This is a genomic window from Chryseobacterium oranimense (assembly GCF_900129755.1).
Taxonomy (GTDB): Bacteria; Bacteroidota; Bacteroidia; order Flavobacteriales; family Weeksellaceae; genus Chryseobacterium; species Chryseobacterium oranimense.
Map to the genome: position 1 here is coordinate 93,685 of NZ_FQWT01000001.1, position 20,342 is coordinate 114,026.

Here is a 20,342-nt window from a genome sequence, read left to right on the forward strand (position 1 = left end):
AAATTAAAACCCGCATTACGAAACCCGAAACTATTTAACTCCCGGTATTGCATATTAGAAATATATTTTCTAATTTTGCACCTCGAAATAATTAACAAATTCATTTAACATTATGAACAATTACGAAACTGTTTTCATTTTAACTCCCGTTCTATCTGATGCTCAGGTAGAGGAAGCAGTGAAAAAATTTGAAGATCTTTTAAAAGAAAAGAACTGTGAAATCGTTGCCAAAGAAAACTGGGGATTAAAAAAACTAGCTTATCCGATCCAATTAAAAAAGAACGGATTCTACACTTTAATCGAGTTTAAAGGTGAAGGTACTGTAGTTGCTGATTTAGAATTGGCATTCAAACGTGACGAAAGAGTAATCCGTTACCTGACTACAAAACTTGACAAGCACGCTGTTGAGTATGCTGTAACTAGAAGAACTAAAATCAAAGCAGCTAGAGCTTAATTATTAACCCTATTTTTAAAAAAGACAAGACATGGCAATAGACGAAATGGCTAAACAAGCCTCAGCTGGAGGAGAATCTGAAGTAAAATTCCTTACTCCACTTGATATCAATACAAAATCTGAAAAGAAATATTGTAGATTCAAAAAATACGGAATTAAGCACGTTGATTACAAAGATGCTGATTTCTTATTACAGTTCGTAAACGAGCAAGGTAAAATCTTACCAAGAAGATACACTGGAACTTCTTTAAAATACCAAAGAAAAGTTTCTGCTGCTATCAAAAGAGCAAGACACCTTTCTTTACTACCTTACGTAGCTGACTTATTGAAATAAGACAAAAAAATAAATAAGAGAAGAGGGCAACCTCTTCTTTTGTTGCTGAATAAAATAATTAATTCTAACTTGATTTTAGATTTCAGATGTCAGAACAAAGGCTTAAGGCTAACTTCTAATATCTAACTTCTAACATCTAAAAAAAGGACAACAACAATGGATATCATCCTAAAAAAAGACGTAGAAAACTTAGGACTTGAGTTTGATACAGTAAGCGTAAAACCTGGTTATGCAAGAAACTTCCTAATCCCTCAAGGATTTGCACTTTTAGCTACTCCTAAAAACAAAGCAGCTTTAGAAGCTACTTTAGAGGCTAGAAAAGAAGAAGAAGCTAAATTAATCGCTACAGCTAACGGTGTAGTTGAGCAATTGAAGAAAACATCTATTACTATCCCTGCAAAAGTAGGTTCTGGTGATAAATTATTCGGATCTATCAACAATGCTGATCTTGCTGAAGCTTTAGGAAAAGCTGGTGTTTCTGTAGAGAAAAAATACATCAAAATTCCTGGTAACACAATCAAGAGAACTGGTAAATTCTCAGCTCTTATCAGACTTCACAGAAATGTTGAGTACAACTATGAATTCGACATTGTATCTGATGCTCCTGTAGTAGCTGCTCCAGCTGCTAAAAAAGAGGAAGTAAAATCTGAAGAAGAAGCTTAATAAGCTAACTGAGAGTTTTCTCTAAATATAAAACCACTTCGTTCGAAGTGGTTTTTTTGTGCTTAATTTGCGGATACTTTTAACTACCCCTTCTTTTTACTCTGCAAAATCCACCCCTTCAGGGAAGGGGAATCTGGTAATGATATAAATTCTATATAATTACCTAAGAAATCGTTACCTTGCAATATATCACGTAACTCGAATCACGAATCACGAATCACGAATCCCGAACCCAAAAACTCTCCTACTTTCCAACTCTCCAAGCAGCTTATCTATCCCCTCTCAGTTTCTGCTGATACTCCGTTGGCGGTACTCCAATAACCTTCTTAAAGATATTACTGAATGAGGACAGGCTGTTGTATCCCACCATCATAGATATTTCGTACATATTGTACTTTCCCTCCAGCATGAGCTCCAGAGAACGGGTAATCCTCAATGCACGCAGAAAACGGACGTAATTCATCCCGAGAATCTCTTTAAACTTCCGCGAAAGGGTTCTTGTACTCATTCCGAATTCTTTTGCCGTAGATTCAATGGTAAGAGGCTTTTCCAGGTTGGCGTGAATATATTTTGCAATCTTCAGCAGGGTTTCGTCTTTGGGAAACGGATGCTGCACCGGAAAAGCCAGTTTCTTATCTCTTTTCTCAGGAAGAATTCCTTTTAAAGCTTTGAGGAAATAATATTTTGCCCCGTCATTTTTTGTGATTTTCCCATCCCAGCCTTTTGTATATAAAATCATTTCTCTAAGCAAATGGCTCACTGAATAAATATTAATTTCATCAAAAAAGCCATTTTCGTTTTCTTCTTTTTTAAAATAGAAATTGTAAAGATCAACTTTGGGACTTGTTGAAAAAATATAGTGCGGGGTTCCTGCAGGGATCCACATAAAACATCTTGCGGGAAGATACCAGTGTTTGAGATCTGTAAAAACATGAACGATTCCGCCCTCTGCATAAACCAATTGGGCGGAACTGTGATGATGAATATCCGTAGTTACATCCCCTGTAAGTACATTGTAGATATAAAATTCCGCATCCTCTTCTTCTACTGCTTTAAAATGGCTGTCATTCATTACATAAAGATATAAAGAAAATTTTGAATTGGCGTAAATGAGCAAATCTTTTTCTGTTTTCACAAATCGGGTCTTATAGCGGACTCCGTAACTTTGCTGCATCAAAATCAATCTAGCAAAAATCCTTTAATTAAATTATGAATATGATATTTAACGCATGCCGATATCAGTGCATGACGTTGTGCTTGCTGCTGGCTGGCAGTTTTTTACATTCACAAATGATCGATTATCAGCATCTCAGCCTTCAACAGGCTATTGAGACCGGTTTGAAAAACAACAAGAACATACAGATAAGCCATCTGAAAAAGGAAATGTCTGCCACAAGAGAAAAAGACCTTGCCATGGAAAGACTTCCGGATATAGAATTCCATACCAGTTATAACCAGGTAACCAATCTTTTTCAGCATCAGAACGGTTTTTTTAATAAAGCCACCAAATATGATATCATCAACGGGATGTATGATTTTACACTTTCCGCATCCATTCCGGTGTACATGGGTGGAAAAATCAGGAACACAGAAAAAAAAGCATCTATAGACACTGAAATCTCGGCATTAAGAACCCACCTGGACGAAAGACAGCTTAAAATGGAGATCATTACCGCCTTTCTTCAGATTCATCATTTAAAAGAGCAGCAGAGCCTTATCAATGATAAAATGAAAGAGGATTCCATCAATATCAAACAGGTAAAAAGTTTAAAAGCCAATGGAGTTGTAACGGTAAATGAAGTACTGAGAACGTCTTTACAGCTTTCCAACCACACGATGAGCTGGACAGAACTTGATAATGACATCCAGATCGCAGAACATAAGCTTAAAACCATTCTTTCTCTTCCGGAAAACCAGGAAATGCATGTGGATACAGAAAACCTTATTTCCGACAAAGCCACGATTCCTTATATTGAAGAGCTTACAGAAACAGCCTTAAATAAGAATGAATCTGTAGAAATATCCCATAAAAATCTTTCGCTGAAAGAATTGGACCAGAAAATTATAAAAGCGAATTATTTACCTAAAATTACAGCAGGCGGAGAATATTTCATCAAATACCCCAATATGATGTTCTTTCCACCTGAACCTTATGCTTACCGCCTGGGGATGCTGGGGGTAAACCTTACCTATCCTATCGGAAACCTGTATAAAAATAAGTACAGGATGCAGGAAGCCAGGGAAAATATTGATCTGGCGAGATTGCAGATCGAGGAAAACGACGAAAAAATAAGACACAGCGTCTATGAAGCATACAAAAAGTTTGAAGAAACGGATCAGAAAGTAAAGATTGCTGAAGAAGCCATCGGCCAGGCCAAAGAAAACTACCGTATCGTAAAAACAAAATATGTCAATAAACTGAGTCTGATCACAGAACTTATCGATGCTGATAATGCCTATCTGGAGGCCGAATCCAACCTTATTTCCGTAAAAATCAACCGACAATTAAAATACTACCAACTTCAATATACGATTGGAAACTTATAAAAACTATGGCAAAGAAACAACTGACACAAAAAGAAAAAAGAATCAACAAAATAATCACCTTTCTGGCCTGGATCCTGATCATCAGTGGAATTGCAGGAATGGTAAGCTTTTATATTTTCTCAAGGAAAAATGTTACCACCAATGATGCCCAGATTGAACAGTACATTACCCCGGTCTCCAGTAAGGTTTCAGGATTTATTAAAACCATCCGCTTTGAAGAAAATCAGTTTGTACATAAAGGTGATACTTTGATTGTGATCGACAACAGGGAATTTATCAATCAGGTCAAAATGGCTGAAGCAGGTCTCCATGCCAATGCTGAAAATATCACAACCATTGAAAGTGGTGTCAATACAAAAGAAAGCGACTTCAAAATTATCGACGCTAAAATAGCTTCCGCAAAAATTGATATCTGGAGAACAGAGCAGGATTTTAACCGGTATAAAAATCTGGTTGCAGAAGATGCTGCCACCGAGCAGCAATTTGAAAATGTAAAAGCTTCCTATGAGCAGGCAAAAGCTAATCTTTTAGCCTTGGAGCAGCAGAAAAATGCCGTAAGAGCCGGTGCAAGCGAACAACACAGTAAAGTAGCTCCTGTTAAAAGCCAGATCCAGCAGAGCTCTGCCAACCTGAACAATGCCAGACTTTTTCTTTCCTATACAGTCATTACAGCCCCATACGACGGGTGGGTGGGTAAAAAAACCATTCAGGAAGGACAACTGATCAAAGAAGGCCAGGCCCTGGTACAGATCGTAAGCAAGGAAAAGTGGATCATTGCCAATTACAAAGAGACCCAGCTTGGACAGATTGATACCCGAAAGGAAGTAACCATCACTGCAGATGCTTATCCGGATATCGAATTCAAAGGAAAGGTGGTTTCAGTATCGCCGGCATCGGGCTCACAGTTTTCTTTGGTTAAGCCTGACAATGCCACAGGAAACTTTGTTAAAATTGAGCAGAGGTTTCCGGTAAAAATCATTCTGGATACTAATCAAAACAATGAAAAACTGCTATCCGGAATGAATGTTCTGGTAAGCGCGAAAAAGATTTGAAAATAATAGAGTTTGAGAGTGCTAGAGTTTGAGGATGATCTCGCTGGATAATGTTTATGAAAACTTGCACTCTCAACTCTTTTCTTTACTACTCTTTAATCTTGATCCTTGGTTCTTGATTCTTAATTTTCCCCCATATACATTACCATGCAACATAATACAGTTTATCATCAATGGGTCCCGCAATGGCTGAAACTTCCGCTTTTGGTGCTGGCATTGTTTCCTCACCTGATGTTGTTGTCGTTACTACATTCCAACAGTGCCTTCACCTCTTCTTTTATGGATGTAGATTCAGATGACATCCAGTATTTAATGATCCTTATGTACGGAACATTTGTAGTGACCATGCTCGTTTTACAGCGGTTTATGGCTTATTTCAGTGTGAAATATTATGTGCTGCTGATGTCTTCCATCTCCGTGATTATTCTGTACATCCTGTCCGTCACCAATAATTACCAGGTTATTCTGGTCATACGCTTCCTGGAAGGTATTTTCGGCCTTCTGGAAGGGGCTATTTTTCTTCCGTTGATCATTGCTGAACTGAAAACAAGACATGCCAAGGTAATCGCCTATCTTTTCATGTATACCATTATGCTGACAGGTGGAACGGTTACCACTTCTTTGCTGAAATCAAGTATAGAAAATTATGATTTCCAGCATATGATCCTGATGATGGTTTATTTTCATGTCTTTGTCCTGATTATTGGAGTTGCCTTGTTCAATACCAACAGGTTTTTCCCTAAAATGCCGCTTTATCAGCTGGATATTACAAGCTGGTTCCTCTTATGGGCTTGTCTTCAGTCAGGAGGGTATGCTATTATTTATGGAAAAAGACTGATGTGGTTTCAATCGGATACCATTGTCATGTGCTTCTTTATATTCCTGCTTTCCGGAGGTTTGTTTATGCTCAAACAAAGGAACTCCAAGAGACCCATCTTTCATTTTGAAGTTTTCAGTTCAAGAAACGTTGTTGCCGGAATGGTTTTGTTTTTCATCTTCTATCTGATCCGCTCCGGACTCAATAATGTCTACAGCATTATGGCAACAGTCTGGAAATGGCCGTGGGATTATATTGTAAATATCCAATACTGGAACGTAGCAGGAACACTTATGGGTATTATTTTATCCGGAGTCTGCCTGATGCGTGGTATTTCTTCCAGAATCGTTTTCTTTATGGGATTTCTGCTGCTGGCAGTAGATTGTGCATGGTTTACCTATACATTTTATCCTGACACTACCCTTTCAACCATCTGTCCTCCGCTATTTCTGCAGGGAGCCGCACAGGGATTGCTGTTTACACCTCTCGTTTTCTTTCTGATTTCCGGAATGCCTGATAAATATGTTGCCAATGCAACAGCCCTGGGAACAACAACACGTTTCTGGACCACTGCGATCGGATATGCTTTAATGCAGAACCTGATGCTGTTTTTAACATTAAAGCATTCTGATACACTCAGTTTTAACCTGACAGATACCAACCCTGTTTTTTACAGCCAGTGGAACCAGATATTCGGAGCTCAGTTATCCAGACTGCCGGTTAATGAATCTTTATCCCTTACTGCCGGAGCTTTTAAAGCGAAAATAACAGCGCAATCTATTCTCCTTTCCAATATGGAGATTTTTACAGGATTGTTCTGGCTGGCTTTAATTACTGCATTCGCTTTACTGCTATATCATCCTGTGAAAATAGCGGTGAGAAATATAATGTGATTTAGGCCGAAAATTTGCTGTAGTTTCTGAAATTCGCATGTATGAACATTCAGGAAATCGTAAATCATCAGAAAGATTTTTTCAAAACGCAACAGACGAAGAGTATTAAGTTCAGGAAAATGTATCTTGAAAAGCTTAAAAACATCGTTATCAATAACGAGGAACTTTTGTATGAAGCCATTGACAAAGATTTTGGCAAATCAAGGTTTGATACTTTTACAACCGAAATCTCTTTTATACTGAATGATATCAATTATTATCTTAAAAACATAAATTCACTTTCAAAACCCAGAAAAGTCAGAACCAACCTGGCCAATCAGTTGGGAAAAAGCAGAATTCATTCCGAACCTTTGGGAAATGTTCTTGTCATAGGTGCCTGGAACTATCCTTACCAATTATCATTTTCTCCCGTAATTGCAGCTCTTGCTGCGGGAAACTGCTGTATTTTAAAGCCAAGTGAAATTGCAGAAAATACAATGAAACTGATGGCAAAGCTCATCAATGAAAACTTTCCTCCCGAATATCTGTATGTGTATGAGGGTGGTATTGATGAAACCACAGAGCTTTTGAAGCTCAAATTTGATAAAATATTTTTCACCGGAAGCACCAGGGTTGGAAAGATCGTTTATCAGGCTGCTGCAGAGCATTTAACGCCTGTTGTTCTTGAATTAGGTGGAAAATCTCCCGTTATTGTCTCCAAAGATGCCGACCTTGAAGTTGCTGCCAAACGAATTGTATGGGGAAAGTTTCTCAATGCCGGGCAAACCTGTGTTGCTCCTGATTATCTTTTGGTTGAAGAGCCCGTCCGTGAACAGTTCCTCGAAATGTTGAGAAAGTATATTACAGAATTTAAATATGCTCCGGATGCCGATTCTTATACAAGAATCATCAACCGCAAAAATTTCGATCGATTGATAAAGCTTATAAACAGGGATAAAATTTATTTTGGCGGAAATTCTGATGAAACAAAACTGTTTATAGAACCTACCCTTCTGAATAACGTAAACTGGGAGGATGAAATCATGCAGGAAGAGATCTTCGGCCCAATTCTTCCGATCATCAGCTTTACAAATTTCAACCTGGCCATCAATACCATTCTTGAACTGGAAAAGCCTCTTTCAGCCTATCTTTTTACCCGGAATTCTGAGGAAAAAGGAATTTTCACTTCGAAACTGTCGTTTGGAGGAGGCTGCATCAATGATGTCATTATGCATTTAGGCAACCACCGTCTGCCTTTTGGCGGAGTCGGGAATTCCGGTATCGGCAGTTACCACGGATCTTATGGTTTTGAAGCCTTTTCACATCAGAAATCTGTCCTGGAAAAATCGACCTGGGGAGAGCCTGATATCAAATATCCCCCTTATTCGGATAAAAAATTAAGCTGGATCAGGAAGCTGTTGTAAATAAAAAAACCGGGAGATTTTCCCGGTTTTTTTATGATTTAGGAGCCCATTCGTTAAAGAACTCTTGTACTTTTTCCTTACTGTATCCTTTTCCTTCTTCAAGGACCGAACTGTCTTTTAAAACATGAACTATTTTGCCATCTTTATCCAGAACAATGAAAAAAGGATACCCCAGCTTTTCTTTGATATCTACATATTTAGAAAAAACTTTTTCATTTTTATTATCCGGTGAATAATTCAGGTGATAATATACATAGTTCTTATCTACAGCTTCCTTCAGTTCAGGAGTATTCTGAACGAAATTATTAAAACGCAGACACCAGATACACCAGTTTCCACCGGCCTGGATCATTATATTCTTCCCTTCTTTTTTAGCTTGGGCAATCAGCTTATTAATATCAGCTTCAGCATTCGCTTTCGGATCATAAGGTTTTGGCAGTTTGGCTTTTTCTTCTGCTGCTTTCTTTTTAGCGTCCAATTCTGCTTGATCAGCTTTTACCAGAAGAGCATTATCCTGCTTCCTTCCTTCCGGTGTATTTGTTTTTTCCTGAGAAAAAGCCAGTATGCTTAATCCAAGAAAGGCTATGATCGACAATTTTTTCATAACATAAAAATAAAAAAAATAATACTTATTGCAAGCAAAAATAGAACCATAATTTTATTATCACTAAATTTGCATGTTTTATGAATTTCCTGATCAAAATATTATATTTAATTTCCAAGCTTCCGCTTAAAGTATTGTATATTTTTTCGGACGTGATGTTTTTCTTAAACTATTACCTTGTAGGCTACCGAAAGAAGGTAATCACACAGAATCTCAGAAATTCTTTTCCTGAAAAAACAGAAGAAGAGATCGGGGACATCAAGAAGAAATTCTACCTTAATTTTTCCGATTATCTTGTAGAAACCATTAAATCTTTCAGTATTTCTGAAACGGAATCGCGGGTAAGAATGCAGCATATCAATCAGGAGGTCTTCCATGAAGCCAAGGCAGAAGGTAAAAATGTAATTATGCTTGCCGGACATGTCTTTAACTGGGAGTGGATCAATGCCCTTGCGAAAATTATCCCGCAAAAACACTGTCATCCGGTTTACAGAAAGGTAAACAGTGATTTTTGGGAAAACCAGATGAAAATAGTAAGAAACAAGTTTGGAAATGAAGCACTTGAGGCTAATGAAGTAATCATGAATATCTTCAGATCTAAAAACGACGGTGATTCCGCTTATATGTTTGTAGCGGACCAAACACCGCACGTTGCCCATGTCAATTACGGATTGGAATTTCTACATCAGAGAACGCCTGCTTTCATCGGCTATGATAAACTTGCTACGAGAATGGATCTTGCTTTTATCTACTGCGAAATGAAAAAGGTAAAACGAGGCTATTATCAGGTAAATTATCATAGGATTTATCCCGAAGGTGAAAAATTTACAGAACATGAAGTGGTAAGAAAATTTCATCAACTGCTGGAAAATACTTTAAACAAGCACCCGGATAATTATCTTTGGTCCCACAGAAAATGGAAGTACCAGGATTCCATTAAAACGTTTGATGCTGAAAAAATATAATCCTGATGCCGAATAATTTAGCAGTTGTCATTTTAAACTGGAATGGTAAAAACTGGCTCGAAAAATTTCTTCCCAGTGTAGTCCGCTTTTCCCAGGATGCAGATATTTATGTAATAGATAACCTTTCTACTGATGATTCTATCTCTTTTGTAGAATCCCATTTTCCTACTGTAAAAATTGTCAGAAACAACAAAAATTACGGTTTTGCAGGCGGATATAATGAAGGTTTAAAAGAAATAAAAAACGAATATTACTGCCTTCTCAATTCAGATATGGAGGTCACTGAAAACTGGATAAACCCTGTATTAAATTTATTTCAAAAAGATCCCGCAATCTCAGCAATACAGCCTAAAATCTTATCCTTTAACAATAAGAAACAGTTTGAATTTGCAGGTGCAGCCGGGGGGCTTATCGACAATCTGGGCTACCCTTACTGCCGCGGACGAATATTTGATGATCTGGAAGAGGATAACGGACAATATGACGACGAAACAGAAATCTTCTGGGCTTCAGGATGTTGCTTTTTTGTCCGTTCAAAAGATTTCTGGGAACAAAACGGTTTTGATGAAAGGTTCTTTGCCCATCAGGAAGAAATAGATCTTTGCTGGCGACTGATCAATTCAGGAAAAAAGATTTTCTATACAGGAAGATCAAAAGTATATCACGTAGGCGGCGGAACCCTGAATAAGCAAAGTGCACAAAAGACTTATCTTAATATCAGGAACAATCTCTCCATGATGCTGAAAAACCTGCCATTCCCAAAGCTTATAGGTCTTATATTTTTCAGATTGTGTTTAGATGGAATTGCCGGAATTTATTTCGGGCTGAAAAATGGATTCCCACATTTATGGGCTGTTGTAAGAGCTCATTTTGGGTTTTACGGGCAGTTTCCGCAAACATGGAAACTTCGTCAGGAACATCAGAAATCTGAGTTCTATCAATCGAAATGGCTGATCTTTAAGCATTTTTTGGGTGGTAAATAGTTTTTCCGGGATTCGGGTTTCGTGATGAGAGATACGAGATATAATATGTTCAGATTTAATTTCTACTATAAGTTTTCCAAGAATGCCTTTAATTCCCCTGAAAGGGTGGGTTTTACAAAGCAAAAAGACGGATAGTTTAAAAATAATGACACATGAAACTGATCTCACAAAAATTTCATAACTTACATCTATAAACAACTTATATTTAATTTAAATTACTCACAATTAAAACATGGATTTTTGCGCAATAGACTTTGAAACCGCCACTCACGAAAAAAGCTCGGCTTGTGAAATGGGCATTTGTATTGTTCAGGATTCCAAAATTGTGGAAACGAAAACGTGGCTGATCAAACCGCCCAGCTTTCCTTATTTCAGCAGATTTAATATTGGAGTTCACGGGATAACCCCGGAAGATGTAAAGGACGCACCTACTTTTGATGAAATCTGGTACGAAGCCGAAGAAATGATGTATGGAACCCTTATGATTGCACATAATGCAAGCTTTGATGCGGGTGTTCTAAGAGGCTGTTTCGAGCACTACGGTATGTTTACCCCAAAACTGAATTATCTCTGCAGCATTCAACTGGCTAAAAAATCATGGAATTATCTTCCGAAATACGGACTGAAGCATTTAGCGGAACATCACCAAATCAGCCTTAACCACCACCGTGCCGGGGACGATGCGGAAGCCTGTGCAAAAATTTCACTTCTGGCTTTTGAAAAATTGATCATGACAGAAAATGAAGAGATCCATAGTTCTTTTCTCAATAAGTATATCAAAAAACTGTAATAAGCTACAATCCTATTTACAGGAATTCCTTTAATTGCTTAAAACTTCAGATAGCAGGTTGAACTTTGGAATTTCAATTTCGAAGGTTTCCTGGGTATCCATGTTTTTAACAAGGTATTTTCCGCTCATATTTCCTACGCCGGACCGAAGCATTACATTGGAGAAATAAGCAAAATTTTCGCTTATGGGAATCTCTGGTGTCAATCCTATCACCCCATCACCTATAATCTCTGTGTATCCAAAACCTACGTCGAAAATGAGCCATTTTCTTTTAAGCACTTTAATGGGAAAGCTGCCGTCATTTTCTATCGTAATATTATACTTGAAGACGTAACGGTTTTCAGATGGATAACTGTTTTTACTATCATATTCAGGTATTACTGAAACTTTGATATTAGAAGTCATTTTTGAGAACATCATCTTAGTATTTTTCTTAAGAGATACAAAAATCTCGCCTTTTTGGGGCGAGATTGTGTTAATATTAAAATTTCTTAAATTTTATAATCCAAGACCTTTTCTTTCGTCACCTCCCATTAGTATTTCAACAGGATTGTCGATACCTTCTTTTACCGCTACAAGGAACCCTACAGATTCTTTACCGTCGATAATTCTGTGGTCATAAGACATCGCTACATACATCATCGGTCTGATTACTACCTGCCCGTCAACAGCTACCGGTCTCTGGATAATGTTGTGCATTCCTAAGATCGCAGATTGTGGTGGGTTAATAATTGGTGTAGACATCATAGATCCGAAAGTACCACCGTTGGTAATAGTAAATGTACCGCCAGTCATTTCATCAACCGTAATTTTACCGTCTCTTACTTTGGTAGCAAGATCTTTGATATTAGCCTCAACTCCTGCGAAAGACATGTTTTCAGCATTTCTCAATACAGGAACCATTAGACCTTTAGGGCCTGAAACGGCAATTGAAATATCGCAGAAATCGTAGTTTACTTTGAAATCTCCGTCAATAGATGCATTTACATCCGGATACATCTGTAATGCTCTTGTTACCGCTTTTGTAAAGAAAGACATGAAACCAAGTCCAACTCCGTGCTTTTGAGCAAATTCTTCTTTATATTGCTTTCTTAATCTGAAGATTTCAGACATGTCAACTTCGTTGAAAGTCGTTAACATTGCTGTTTCGTTCTTTACAGCAACCAATCTTGAAGCAATTTTTCTTCTTAGAACTGAAAGTTTAGTCGTCGTAGTAGTACGTGCACCTGTTGCTGTAGAAGGGCTTCCTCCTAAAGCAGGAACAGCAGCCAATTCTGCATCAGTTTTAGTGATTCTTCCGTCTCTTCCGCTTCCTGAAACCTGTCCGGCTTCAATACCTTTCTCGTCAAGAATCTTTTTAGCAGCCGGAGATGGAGCTCCTGTTGCATATGTTTGTGGCGCAGCTACCGGAGCAGCAGGTTTTGGTGCTTCCTGTTTAGCGGGTTCAGCAGCCTTCGGAGCCTCTTCCTGTTTTGGAGCTTCAGCAGCCGGAGCGCTTGCACCTTCAGGCTTGGCAGCATCCATATCAATTAAACAAACTACCTGGCCAACCTGTACTACATCACCCTCTTCTGCTTTTAACGTGATCACACCGCTTTGTTCTGCAGGTAATTCAAGAGTTGCTTTATCTGAGTCTACTTCTGCGATGGGCTGATCTTTTTCTACATAATCACCATCTTTCACAAGCCAAGTTGCAATTTCAACTTCTGTAATGGATTCTCCCGGTGAAGGAACTTTCATTTCTAAAACTGACATATTGAGTATTTTTTATTTTTTTAATTGGATATTATTCTTAATTACGCTGTAACAGGTCTTTTTACTGGAGCATCGTCTCTGTCGAAAACTCTGTTGATTACAGCATTCTGATTTTTCTCAAACATTTTGTGACTTCCCGGAGCCGGAGCACCGCTTGGTACCGGAGCGATTACCTGGATTCCCGTATCTCTGAAGTTTCTCAGGATATAAGACCATGCCCCCATGTTTTCAGGTTCCTCCTGAGCCCACACCAGTTGCGTTCTGTTGTCATATTTGCTGAAGATCGCTTCAATAGCATCTGTCTGAAGCGGATATAACTGCTCGAATCTTACTAATGCAATATTTTCACAGTTCAGTTCTTCTTTCTTGGCTAATAATTCGAAGTATAATTTACCTGAACACAACACTAGTTTCTCTACCTTTTTAGGATCTGCTGAAGGATCGTCCAGGATTGGCTGGAATGAACCGTTTGCAAAATCTTCAAGCGGAGAAACCACTTTAGGGTGTCTCAGTAAAGATTTAGGGCTCATTACGATCAACGGTTTTCTGAATGACCATTTCAGCTGTCTTCTTAATAAGTGGAAATAGTTGGCAGGTGAAGTGATATTCGCAACCACCATATTTTCGTTCGCACAAAGCGTTAAGAATCTTTCTAATCTTGCTGAAGAGTGTTCTGCACCCTGGCCTTCCGAACCGTGAGGCAATAACATCACCAATCCATCCTGGATTTTCCATTTTTCCTCAGCTGCAGCCAGATACTGGTCAACGATGATCTGAGCACCATTCACGAAATCTCCGAACTGCGCTTCCCAGATGGTTAATGTATTAGGAGAAGCCATAGCATATCCGTAATCGAAACCTAGAACCCCATATTCAGAAAGGTGAGAGTTGTATACATCAAATCTGTTTTCAGATACGTGTCTTAACGGGATATATTCTTCTTCCGTATCTTCAGTCTTCACAACGGCATGTCTGTGAGAGAATGTTCCTCTTTCCACATCTTCCCCGGAAATTCTCACGTTGTGCCCTTCCACAAGAAGTGTAGCATAAGCTAACCACTCTCCTAAAGCCCAATCTAATGAGTTTCCTTCAATAGCTTTGATACGGTTCTCGAATAGTCTTGTAATTTTATTGATGAACTTTTTATCAGCAGGAAGGGTTGACATTTTAATAGCCAGCTCCTTAAGCTTCTCTAAGTTATATTTTGTATCTACAGGAATCTGAACAGCTCCTCTTTTTCCAATCGGGTAATTGGTCCAGTCTTCAGCCATGAACAGGTCCATAACATTTTTCTCAATCTCTTTGGACGCATCAAAATCTTTATCCAGAAGAGCTTTGAATTCCGTTTCCATTTTAGCAATCACATCATTGGATGTAATGCTGTCTTTAAGCAATTTATCTTTATAAATTTCTCTTGGATTCGGGTGTTTTGAAATGGTTTTATATAAATTAGGCTGTGTAAATCTTGGCTCATCACCTTCATTGTGTCCATATTTTCTATATCCTAAAAGGTCGATGTAAACATCTTTCCCGAATTTAGCTCTGAAATCGGCCGCAAAGTGGATGGCATGAACAACAGCTTCGGCATCATCTGCATTGACGTGCATTACAGGAGATTCCGTAACCTTTGCAATGTCTGTACAATACGTTGAAGATCTTGCATCCATATAATTGGTTGTAAATGAAACCTGGTTATTGACAACGATATGAACCGTACCTCCTGTTCTGTACCCTTCCAAAGTCATCATCTGGGCAACTTCGTAAGCAATACCTTGTCCGGCAATGGCTCCATCACCATGGATGATGATCGGTAAAACTTTAGAGTAGTCTTTATATTTATCGTCTACTTTCGCACGGCAGATCCCTTCTACAAGAGCAGCCACTGTTTCAAGGTGAGACGGGTTAGGAGTCAGGTTTATGGAAACCTCTTCTCCTGAAGCTGTTTTGATCTTTTTAGATGATCCTAAGTGATATTTAACGTCACCGGAGAATACATCTTCTTCGAACTCCTTCCCTTCAAATTCCGAGAAGATCTGCTTGTAAGATTTCCCGAAAATATTGGTCAGTACATTCAATCTACCTCTGTGGGCCATTCCCAATACCACCTCATCCACTCCCAGCTGAGAAGACCTTGTGATCAACTGATCCAAAGCAGGAATCAATGTTTCACCTCCTTCCAGTGAGAATCTTTTCTGTCCTACAAATTTTGTGTGAAGATAGTTTTCAAAGGCTACTGCCTGATTTAATTTTAATAAAATCTCAGTTTTTTCATTCGCAGAAAGGTTTGGGTGATTTTCATTCACCTGAAGCCATTTTTTGATGAAATCTTTTTCTTCAACGTTGTTGATGTGCATATATTCCACCCCAATAGAATCGCAGTAGATATTTTCAAGATGCTTGATCAGATCTGCCAGTGTTGCAGGTTCTTTCATTCCTGTTTCAACGGCGCAGTTGAATTTTGTATTTAAATCTTCTTTCGAAAGACCGAAGTTTTCTATGTCTAAAGTAGGAGTATAGTGTCTTCTTTCTCTTACTGGGTTTGTTTTGGTAAACAGGTGCCCTCTCGTTCTATAAGCCTCAATAAGGTTTACTACCTTGAATTCTTTTTTGATGTGCTCAGGAATTTCCCCACCGGCAGCTGCCTGGGAAATCTGCTGTACTGCCGGAGCAGCGCTGGCCGGAGCCTGGATGTATTGGATGTTATCGTCATCTCCGTAGTTCTCCAAAGCGAAATCAAACCCTTGAAAAAAGGCTTTCCATGATGGCTCTAAAGAATCCGGGAATTTTAAGTACTGTTGGTATAAATCCTCAATTAACTGAGAATGAGCTGCGTTTAGGAATGAAAATCTGTCCATTATTACAGTTTATCTATTATTAAAATTTATTTGTAGAATTAATCTTCAAATTTAATAAAAAAAACCGAGTTAAGACAGCCTGAAACCGTTAAAAAAAATTAAGAAAAAAATAATCGGAAAAAAATTACTTATACACTGATAATGAGAGCTTAAGATTCACCTCCTGTCCTTCAATCGGACGCTCAATAAAGGTCTGGCGGATATCCCCGAAGCGCATCTCATCTTTTTTGGCCTTCTGAATCAGCTGCTGAACAGCCCGTATTCTGCCTTCATAATTTCCTTTGTAGTACATTACGTAATTCTGGGAAGGATTTACAGTCCGGAAACTGAAATTATTATCCGGAACTCCGATCTTTTTGGAAAGGGGAATTCCCAGGAAATAGGAAACTTCTTTATCTTTATAGTTGTCGGCATCGGTAATCAGTACCGGAAAGCCGAATTCATCATCTTTTTTACCAAGATCCATCGTCACATAGTTATAAACTTTGCTGTAATTCATAACGATATTTTTATAGAGCGCCTCTTTTTTGTTGGATGCGCTTACATTAATTCCCAGAAGCAGCTTATTTTCTTCATTTTCCACCATTAAGCTGTCGTATTTAATGGAAGCCATCTGGTTATCCTTTTCCACTTTGTTACCCAGTACGTTTTTGAGATTCACCATGCTTTTGTTGATGTTTTCAGCAAAGCGGTCTTCTGTCCAGAAATTTTCCACTCTTCTCAGTACGGAAAGTTTAGGAGTATGCACGTACCAGGTAATTTTTGTTTTATCCGGAGAAACAGCCTTGAACTGAACATCCACTACCGTCGGGTTTTCATTCCGGTCTTCGAAAAGCTGGTATCTCAGGCTTTTTGCCGGATTTTCATAGCGGATGAACATTTCCCCATCCGTATCATTTTTCGGGTCTACATAACTGATAGCGCTTCCCTGCCCTTCGTAAGGCGTATAATAATCGATATCAATGGATGGTGAACTTGTAAAAAAGTTGTTCCATCTGGTGAAATGCTGAAGATTATTAAACTGGGAAAAGACTTTATCCAATGGATAATCGATCTCCTTTTCAATCTTAAAATCCTTGTTTTCGTCCACGAAAAAATACATGGAAGCAGCATAAGCACCTACCACAAGAACAAGAATTACGGCTATTATTTTAAAAAAACGCATCGCACAAAAGTAATACAAATAAAAAAAGTAACCAATATCTTAATTATTTTGGTCCATGAAGCTGTAAAATAAACCAGATTTAAAAAGGTGAATTATATCATTTAATTTTTTGAAAAAACCTCATTTTAACTGGCAATTTTAATTATTAATGAACTATTTTATAAAAATAACTCCACTTTTAAACAACAAAATAACGGTATATTTTTTGATGGGTGAAAAACCCTAAAATTAAATATTTTTCTATGAAGAAGTTATTTGTATTTCCTTTGATTTTACTCTTTTCAATGGGCTTTGCCCAGTATTCAGTTTCAGAAATCCCTGAAGACGGCTATCTTAAAGATTTCGATATTGCAGTGGATATTATCCGGAAGCAGCATCCTAATCCTTACAGGTTTCACAGCAAAGAAATTATTACCAGAAAACTGGATTCACTTCGTAATGAAATTAAAAAAGATCCCGGCTATATTAATTTACTGATTAACAATCCTACAAGAATAATTGGTGACGGCCACAGTTCTTTTGGTACCGATTCCAATTATTTTGAGGATGTTATGAACTCCATCTACTACTTCCCTCTTTCAACTTACGTACATAACGGGATTATATATGTAAACGGAGCCAACAAATACGCTATCGAAACAGGAAGTGAAATCCTTGAAATTAACGGTTTAAATGCAGATTCCATTCTGAAAAGAATCCCTAAAGCCGCAGATGGAAATATTAAAGTGGAAGATGTAGATATAGCCTTCAATATCCCTTTTATTTTAAAGAACCGGACCAACGATTTTACCGTAAAATATAAAGCTTTAAACGGAGCGCAAAAAACAGTGAAAATAAACGGTATAAAGTATCCTCAATATTACTATGAAGCCAAACATGCCGTACTGCCTATTGACCTGGTTTCGGAAAGCTACGGAATTTACGGTTACAAAATAGATCCGGAAACCTATTATTTATCGGTAAAATCCTTCTCTTACGACGAAAGTTTTTTTTATGAAAGATTAAAGAAGTATTTCCAGGAAATGAGGAATCTGAAATCCAAAAAGCTTATCATAGATATTCGTAACAATTCAGGCGGTGCTATCAGTAACGTAGCTTTATTGTATTCTTTTATAGCTACAGATAAAAGCTTCAATAATGAATACAAATACGGAACCCAGGTTGTTGATATCAACTACACTGACTATCTGATAGATCCGCAAACCAGCCAGTATTATTCCGATAAAGACATTACAGATCTGAATAATTTTATGAGGCAGCGTTTTGACAAAGGAGAAAAAGGAGACTATTATTTCGGAAATTCAAGGCTTGATAATACCTATATAAAAAGCTATCCCAGAGATGGATTGTTTTTTGATGGTAAGACTATGCTTCTGACCAATAACCGCACTTTCTCCGCGGCCACTTATTTTGCTTCTTTATTCAAAACTGAAAAAAGAGGAGAAATTGTAGGGAAAGAAACAGGCTCATGCAGTAATTTCACCACTGCGGCATGGTTTATTACTTACAAGCTTCCTCATACTAAATCCACTCTTTCCATTCCACGGACAGAAATTTTCTTTAATAATAATGATCAAGACCATGTTGCCAATTGCACAGGCGTAATCCCTGATCATACTATTAAAAGTGATTATTTTTTGAAATCGTTAAAAGAACAGAAAGATCCCGAGCTGGAATACTCCCTGAAACTGCTTTCTCAATAAAAGATTGAAGTTTGAATATACAAAAAGAGGAAACCTTTGGTTTCCTCTTTTCTTTTTAGACTAATCAATCAGCCAGTCCTATTTTTTTATTAACCGATATGGGTTCCTGAAGGAAGAACGGCTCCTTTTTTCACCACTACAATTCCATCCTGAACGGAATGGGTTCCGTAGTCGCCATCCGGAATGTGTTTTCCTCCTATAATTTTCACGTTATCGCCAATGTAGCAATTTTTGTCAAGGATCGCTTTTTCAATGTAACAGTATTTCCCTATACCCATATTCGGTCGTCCGCTTCTGTCGTTAAGGACAATTTCTGTGGTGTTCTGATAAAAATCCGCACCCATAACGTAAGAATTCACGATGGTACTTCCTTTATCTATTCTCGTTCTGTTTCCAATCACAGAATTTTCGATCTTATCGGCCATAATGATACATCCGTCTCCGAAAACAGCTTTACTTACATATGAACCGTTGATTTTTGACGGTGGAAGCATTCTTGCTCTTGTATAGATCGGTGAAGAGGAAAAAAGATTAAACTGTGGAAAATCCTGACATAAATCCAGATTGGCCTCATAAAATGATTCTATCGTTCCGATATCTGTCCAATAACCTTCATACTGATAACTTAATGTTTTGTATTTCCCGATTGAATTCGGAATAATATCTTTCCCGAAATCGTCGCCGGCTCCTTCTTCAAACATTTTTTTAAGAATGGTTCTCGTGAAGATATAAATTCCCATCGAGGCCAGATATTCTTTTCCTTTATGCTTGTTTTCTTCCGAAACTTCAGATTTCAGCCCTTCCAGGATATCATACTCCGGTTTTTCATAAAAAGAGGTAATGTTTCCGTCATCATCAGACTTCAAAATTCCGAATCCTGTAGCATCCTTTGCCACTACGGGGATAGTCGCAATGGTGACATCGCCTCCGTTTTCAATATGAAAATCCAGCATTTCCCTGAAATCCATCTGGTAAAGCTGGTCGCCGGAAAGGATCAGGATATAATCGTAATCATACTTTTCAAGATGCTTCATCGACTGGCGGACCGCATCTGCCGTTCCCTGATACCAGCTGTCATTTTCCACATTCTGTTCAGCAGCAAGGATATCTACAAAGCCTTTGCTGAAAATATCAAAGTGATAGGAATTCTTGATATGTGAATTTAACGAAGCTGAGTTGAACTGTGTTAAAACCAGGATCTTATTCAGTCCCGAGTTCAGACAGTTGGATATAGGAATATCTACCAGCCTGTATTTTCCTGCAATAGGAACTGCCGGTTTTGATCTTGAATACGTTAACGGGAATAATCTTGTTCCCCTGCCGCCTCCCAATACAATGGAGATTACATTTCGTTTCATA

18 protein-coding genes are annotated in these 20,342 nt (G+C 38.1%); 11 read left to right on the forward strand and 7 right to left on the reverse strand.

What is annotated here, in order from left to right; translation table 11 throughout:
* Positions 1–112: 112 nt before the first annotated feature.
* The 3 genes from rpsF (at position 113) to rplI (ending at position 1,451) form a co-directional block, all read left to right on the forward strand.
* Complete coding sequence (gene rpsF / locus BUB03_RS00490; RefSeq protein ID WP_034706729.1) at positions 113–454, forward strand: 30S ribosomal protein S6; 342 nt, start codon at positions 113–115, stop codon at positions 452–454.
* 31 nt (positions 455–485) lie between these two features.
* Positions 486–788, forward strand: a complete 303-nt coding sequence (gene rpsR, locus BUB03_RS00495; RefSeq protein ID WP_034706728.1) for a 30S ribosomal protein S18 — start codon at positions 486–488, stop codon at positions 786–788.
* A 156-nt stretch (positions 789–944) separates the two neighbouring features.
* Positions 945–1,451: a 50S ribosomal protein L9 gene (gene rplI / locus BUB03_RS00500; protein WP_040994798.1), complete on the forward strand. Its 507-nt coding sequence runs from the start codon at positions 945–947 to the stop codon at positions 1,449–1,451.
* A gap of 268 nt (positions 1,452–1,719) precedes the next feature.
* Here the strand turns inward: rplI and BUB03_RS00505 are convergent, their stop codons facing one another.
* On the reverse strand, positions 1,720–2,625 hold the full coding sequence (locus tag BUB03_RS00505) for a helix-turn-helix domain-containing protein (RefSeq protein WP_228417721.1): 906 nt from the start codon (positions 2,623–2,625) through the stop codon (positions 1,720–1,722).
* Positions 2,626–2,660: 35 nt separating this feature from the next.
* On the opposite strand from BUB03_RS00505, the gene BUB03_RS00510 reads away from it, so the two are divergent.
* The 4 genes from BUB03_RS00510 (at position 2,661) to BUB03_RS00525 (ending at position 8,163) form a co-directional block, all read left to right on the forward strand.
* Entirely contained in the window at positions 2,661–3,998 is a 1,338-nt protein-coding gene (locus BUB03_RS00510; RefSeq protein ID WP_228417724.1) for a TolC family protein, read from the forward strand.
* A gap of 5 nt (positions 3,999–4,003) precedes the next feature.
* Entirely contained in the window at positions 4,004–5,050 is a 1,047-nt protein-coding gene (locus BUB03_RS00515) for an HlyD family secretion protein (RefSeq protein ID WP_073059495.1), read from the forward strand.
* A 147-nt stretch (positions 5,051–5,197) separates the two neighbouring features.
* Complete coding sequence (locus tag BUB03_RS00520; RefSeq protein ID WP_073059497.1) at positions 5,198–6,760, forward strand: MFS transporter; 1,563 nt, start codon at positions 5,198–5,200, stop codon at positions 6,758–6,760.
* Between the two features lie 41 nt (positions 6,761–6,801).
* On the forward strand, positions 6,802–8,163 hold the full coding sequence (locus BUB03_RS00525) for an aldehyde dehydrogenase (RefSeq protein WP_073059499.1): 1,362 nt from the start codon (positions 6,802–6,804) through the stop codon (positions 8,161–8,163).
* Between the two features lie 31 nt (positions 8,164–8,194).
* On the opposite strand, the gene BUB03_RS00530 is transcribed toward BUB03_RS00525, so the two are convergent.
* Entirely contained in the window at positions 8,195–8,767 is a 573-nt protein-coding gene (locus BUB03_RS00530) for a thioredoxin family protein (protein ID WP_073059501.1), read from the reverse strand.
* An 80-nt stretch (positions 8,768–8,847) separates the two neighbouring features.
* Here BUB03_RS00530 and BUB03_RS00535 point away from each other — a divergent pair, with 80 nt between their 5' ends.
* The 3 genes from BUB03_RS00535 to BUB03_RS00545 all read left to right on the forward strand — a co-directional run bounded on the left by BUB03_RS00535 (position 8,848) and on the right by BUB03_RS00545 (position 11,505).
* Positions 8,848–9,732, forward strand: a complete 885-nt coding sequence (locus BUB03_RS00535; protein WP_073059503.1) for a lysophospholipid acyltransferase family protein — start codon at positions 8,848–8,850, stop codon at positions 9,730–9,732.
* Between the two features lie 5 nt (positions 9,733–9,737).
* The gene (locus BUB03_RS00540) at positions 9,738–10,715 is read left to right on the forward strand and encodes a glycosyltransferase family 2 protein (RefSeq protein WP_073059505.1); all 978 of its coding nucleotides are present in this window, start codon (positions 9,738–9,740) and stop codon (positions 10,713–10,715) included.
* Positions 10,716–10,947: 232 nt separating this feature from the next.
* Positions 10,948–11,505 carry a 3'-5' exonuclease gene (locus BUB03_RS00545; RefSeq protein WP_040994782.1) on the forward strand — a complete coding sequence of 186 codons (558 nt, stop codon included), beginning with the start codon at positions 10,948–10,950 and terminating at the stop codon, positions 11,503–11,505.
* A 30-nt stretch (positions 11,506–11,535) separates the two neighbouring features.
* Here BUB03_RS00545 and apaG read toward each other — a convergent pair whose 3' ends face one another.
* The 4 genes from apaG to BUB03_RS00565 all read right to left on the reverse strand — a co-directional run bounded on the left by apaG (position 11,536) and on the right by BUB03_RS00565 (position 17,280).
* Positions 11,536–11,925 carry a Co2+/Mg2+ efflux protein ApaG gene (gene apaG, locus BUB03_RS00550; protein WP_040994780.1) on the reverse strand — a complete coding sequence of 130 codons (390 nt, stop codon included), beginning with the start codon at positions 11,923–11,925 and terminating at the stop codon, positions 11,536–11,538.
* A 78-nt stretch (positions 11,926–12,003) separates the two neighbouring features.
* Entirely contained in the window at positions 12,004–13,260 is a 1,257-nt protein-coding gene (gene odhB, locus BUB03_RS00555; protein WP_040994778.1) for a 2-oxoglutarate dehydrogenase complex dihydrolipoyllysine-residue succinyltransferase, read from the reverse strand.
* A 41-nt stretch (positions 13,261–13,301) separates the two neighbouring features.
* The gene (locus BUB03_RS00560) at positions 13,302–16,115 is read right to left on the reverse strand and encodes a 2-oxoglutarate dehydrogenase E1 component (RefSeq protein ID WP_073059507.1); all 2,814 of its coding nucleotides are present in this window, start codon (positions 16,113–16,115) and stop codon (positions 13,302–13,304) included.
* 124 nt (positions 16,116–16,239) lie between these two features.
* Complete coding sequence (locus BUB03_RS00565; protein ID WP_073059509.1) at positions 16,240–17,280, reverse strand: SRPBCC domain-containing protein; 1,041 nt, start codon at positions 17,278–17,280, stop codon at positions 16,240–16,242.
* 242 nt (positions 17,281–17,522) lie between these two features.
* On the opposite strand from BUB03_RS00565, the gene BUB03_RS00570 reads away from it, so the two are divergent.
* Entirely contained in the window at positions 17,523–18,983 is a 1,461-nt protein-coding gene (locus BUB03_RS00570; RefSeq protein WP_073059510.1) for a S41 family peptidase, read from the forward strand.
* A gap of 89 nt (positions 18,984–19,072) precedes the next feature.
* Here the strand turns inward: BUB03_RS00570 and BUB03_RS00575 are convergent, their stop codons facing one another.
* The gene (locus tag BUB03_RS00575; RefSeq protein WP_073059512.1) at positions 19,073–20,341 is read right to left on the reverse strand and encodes a glucose-1-phosphate adenylyltransferase; all 1,269 of its coding nucleotides are present in this window, start codon (positions 20,339–20,341) and stop codon (positions 19,073–19,075) included.
* Between the last annotated feature and the right edge of the window lies 1 nt (position 20,342).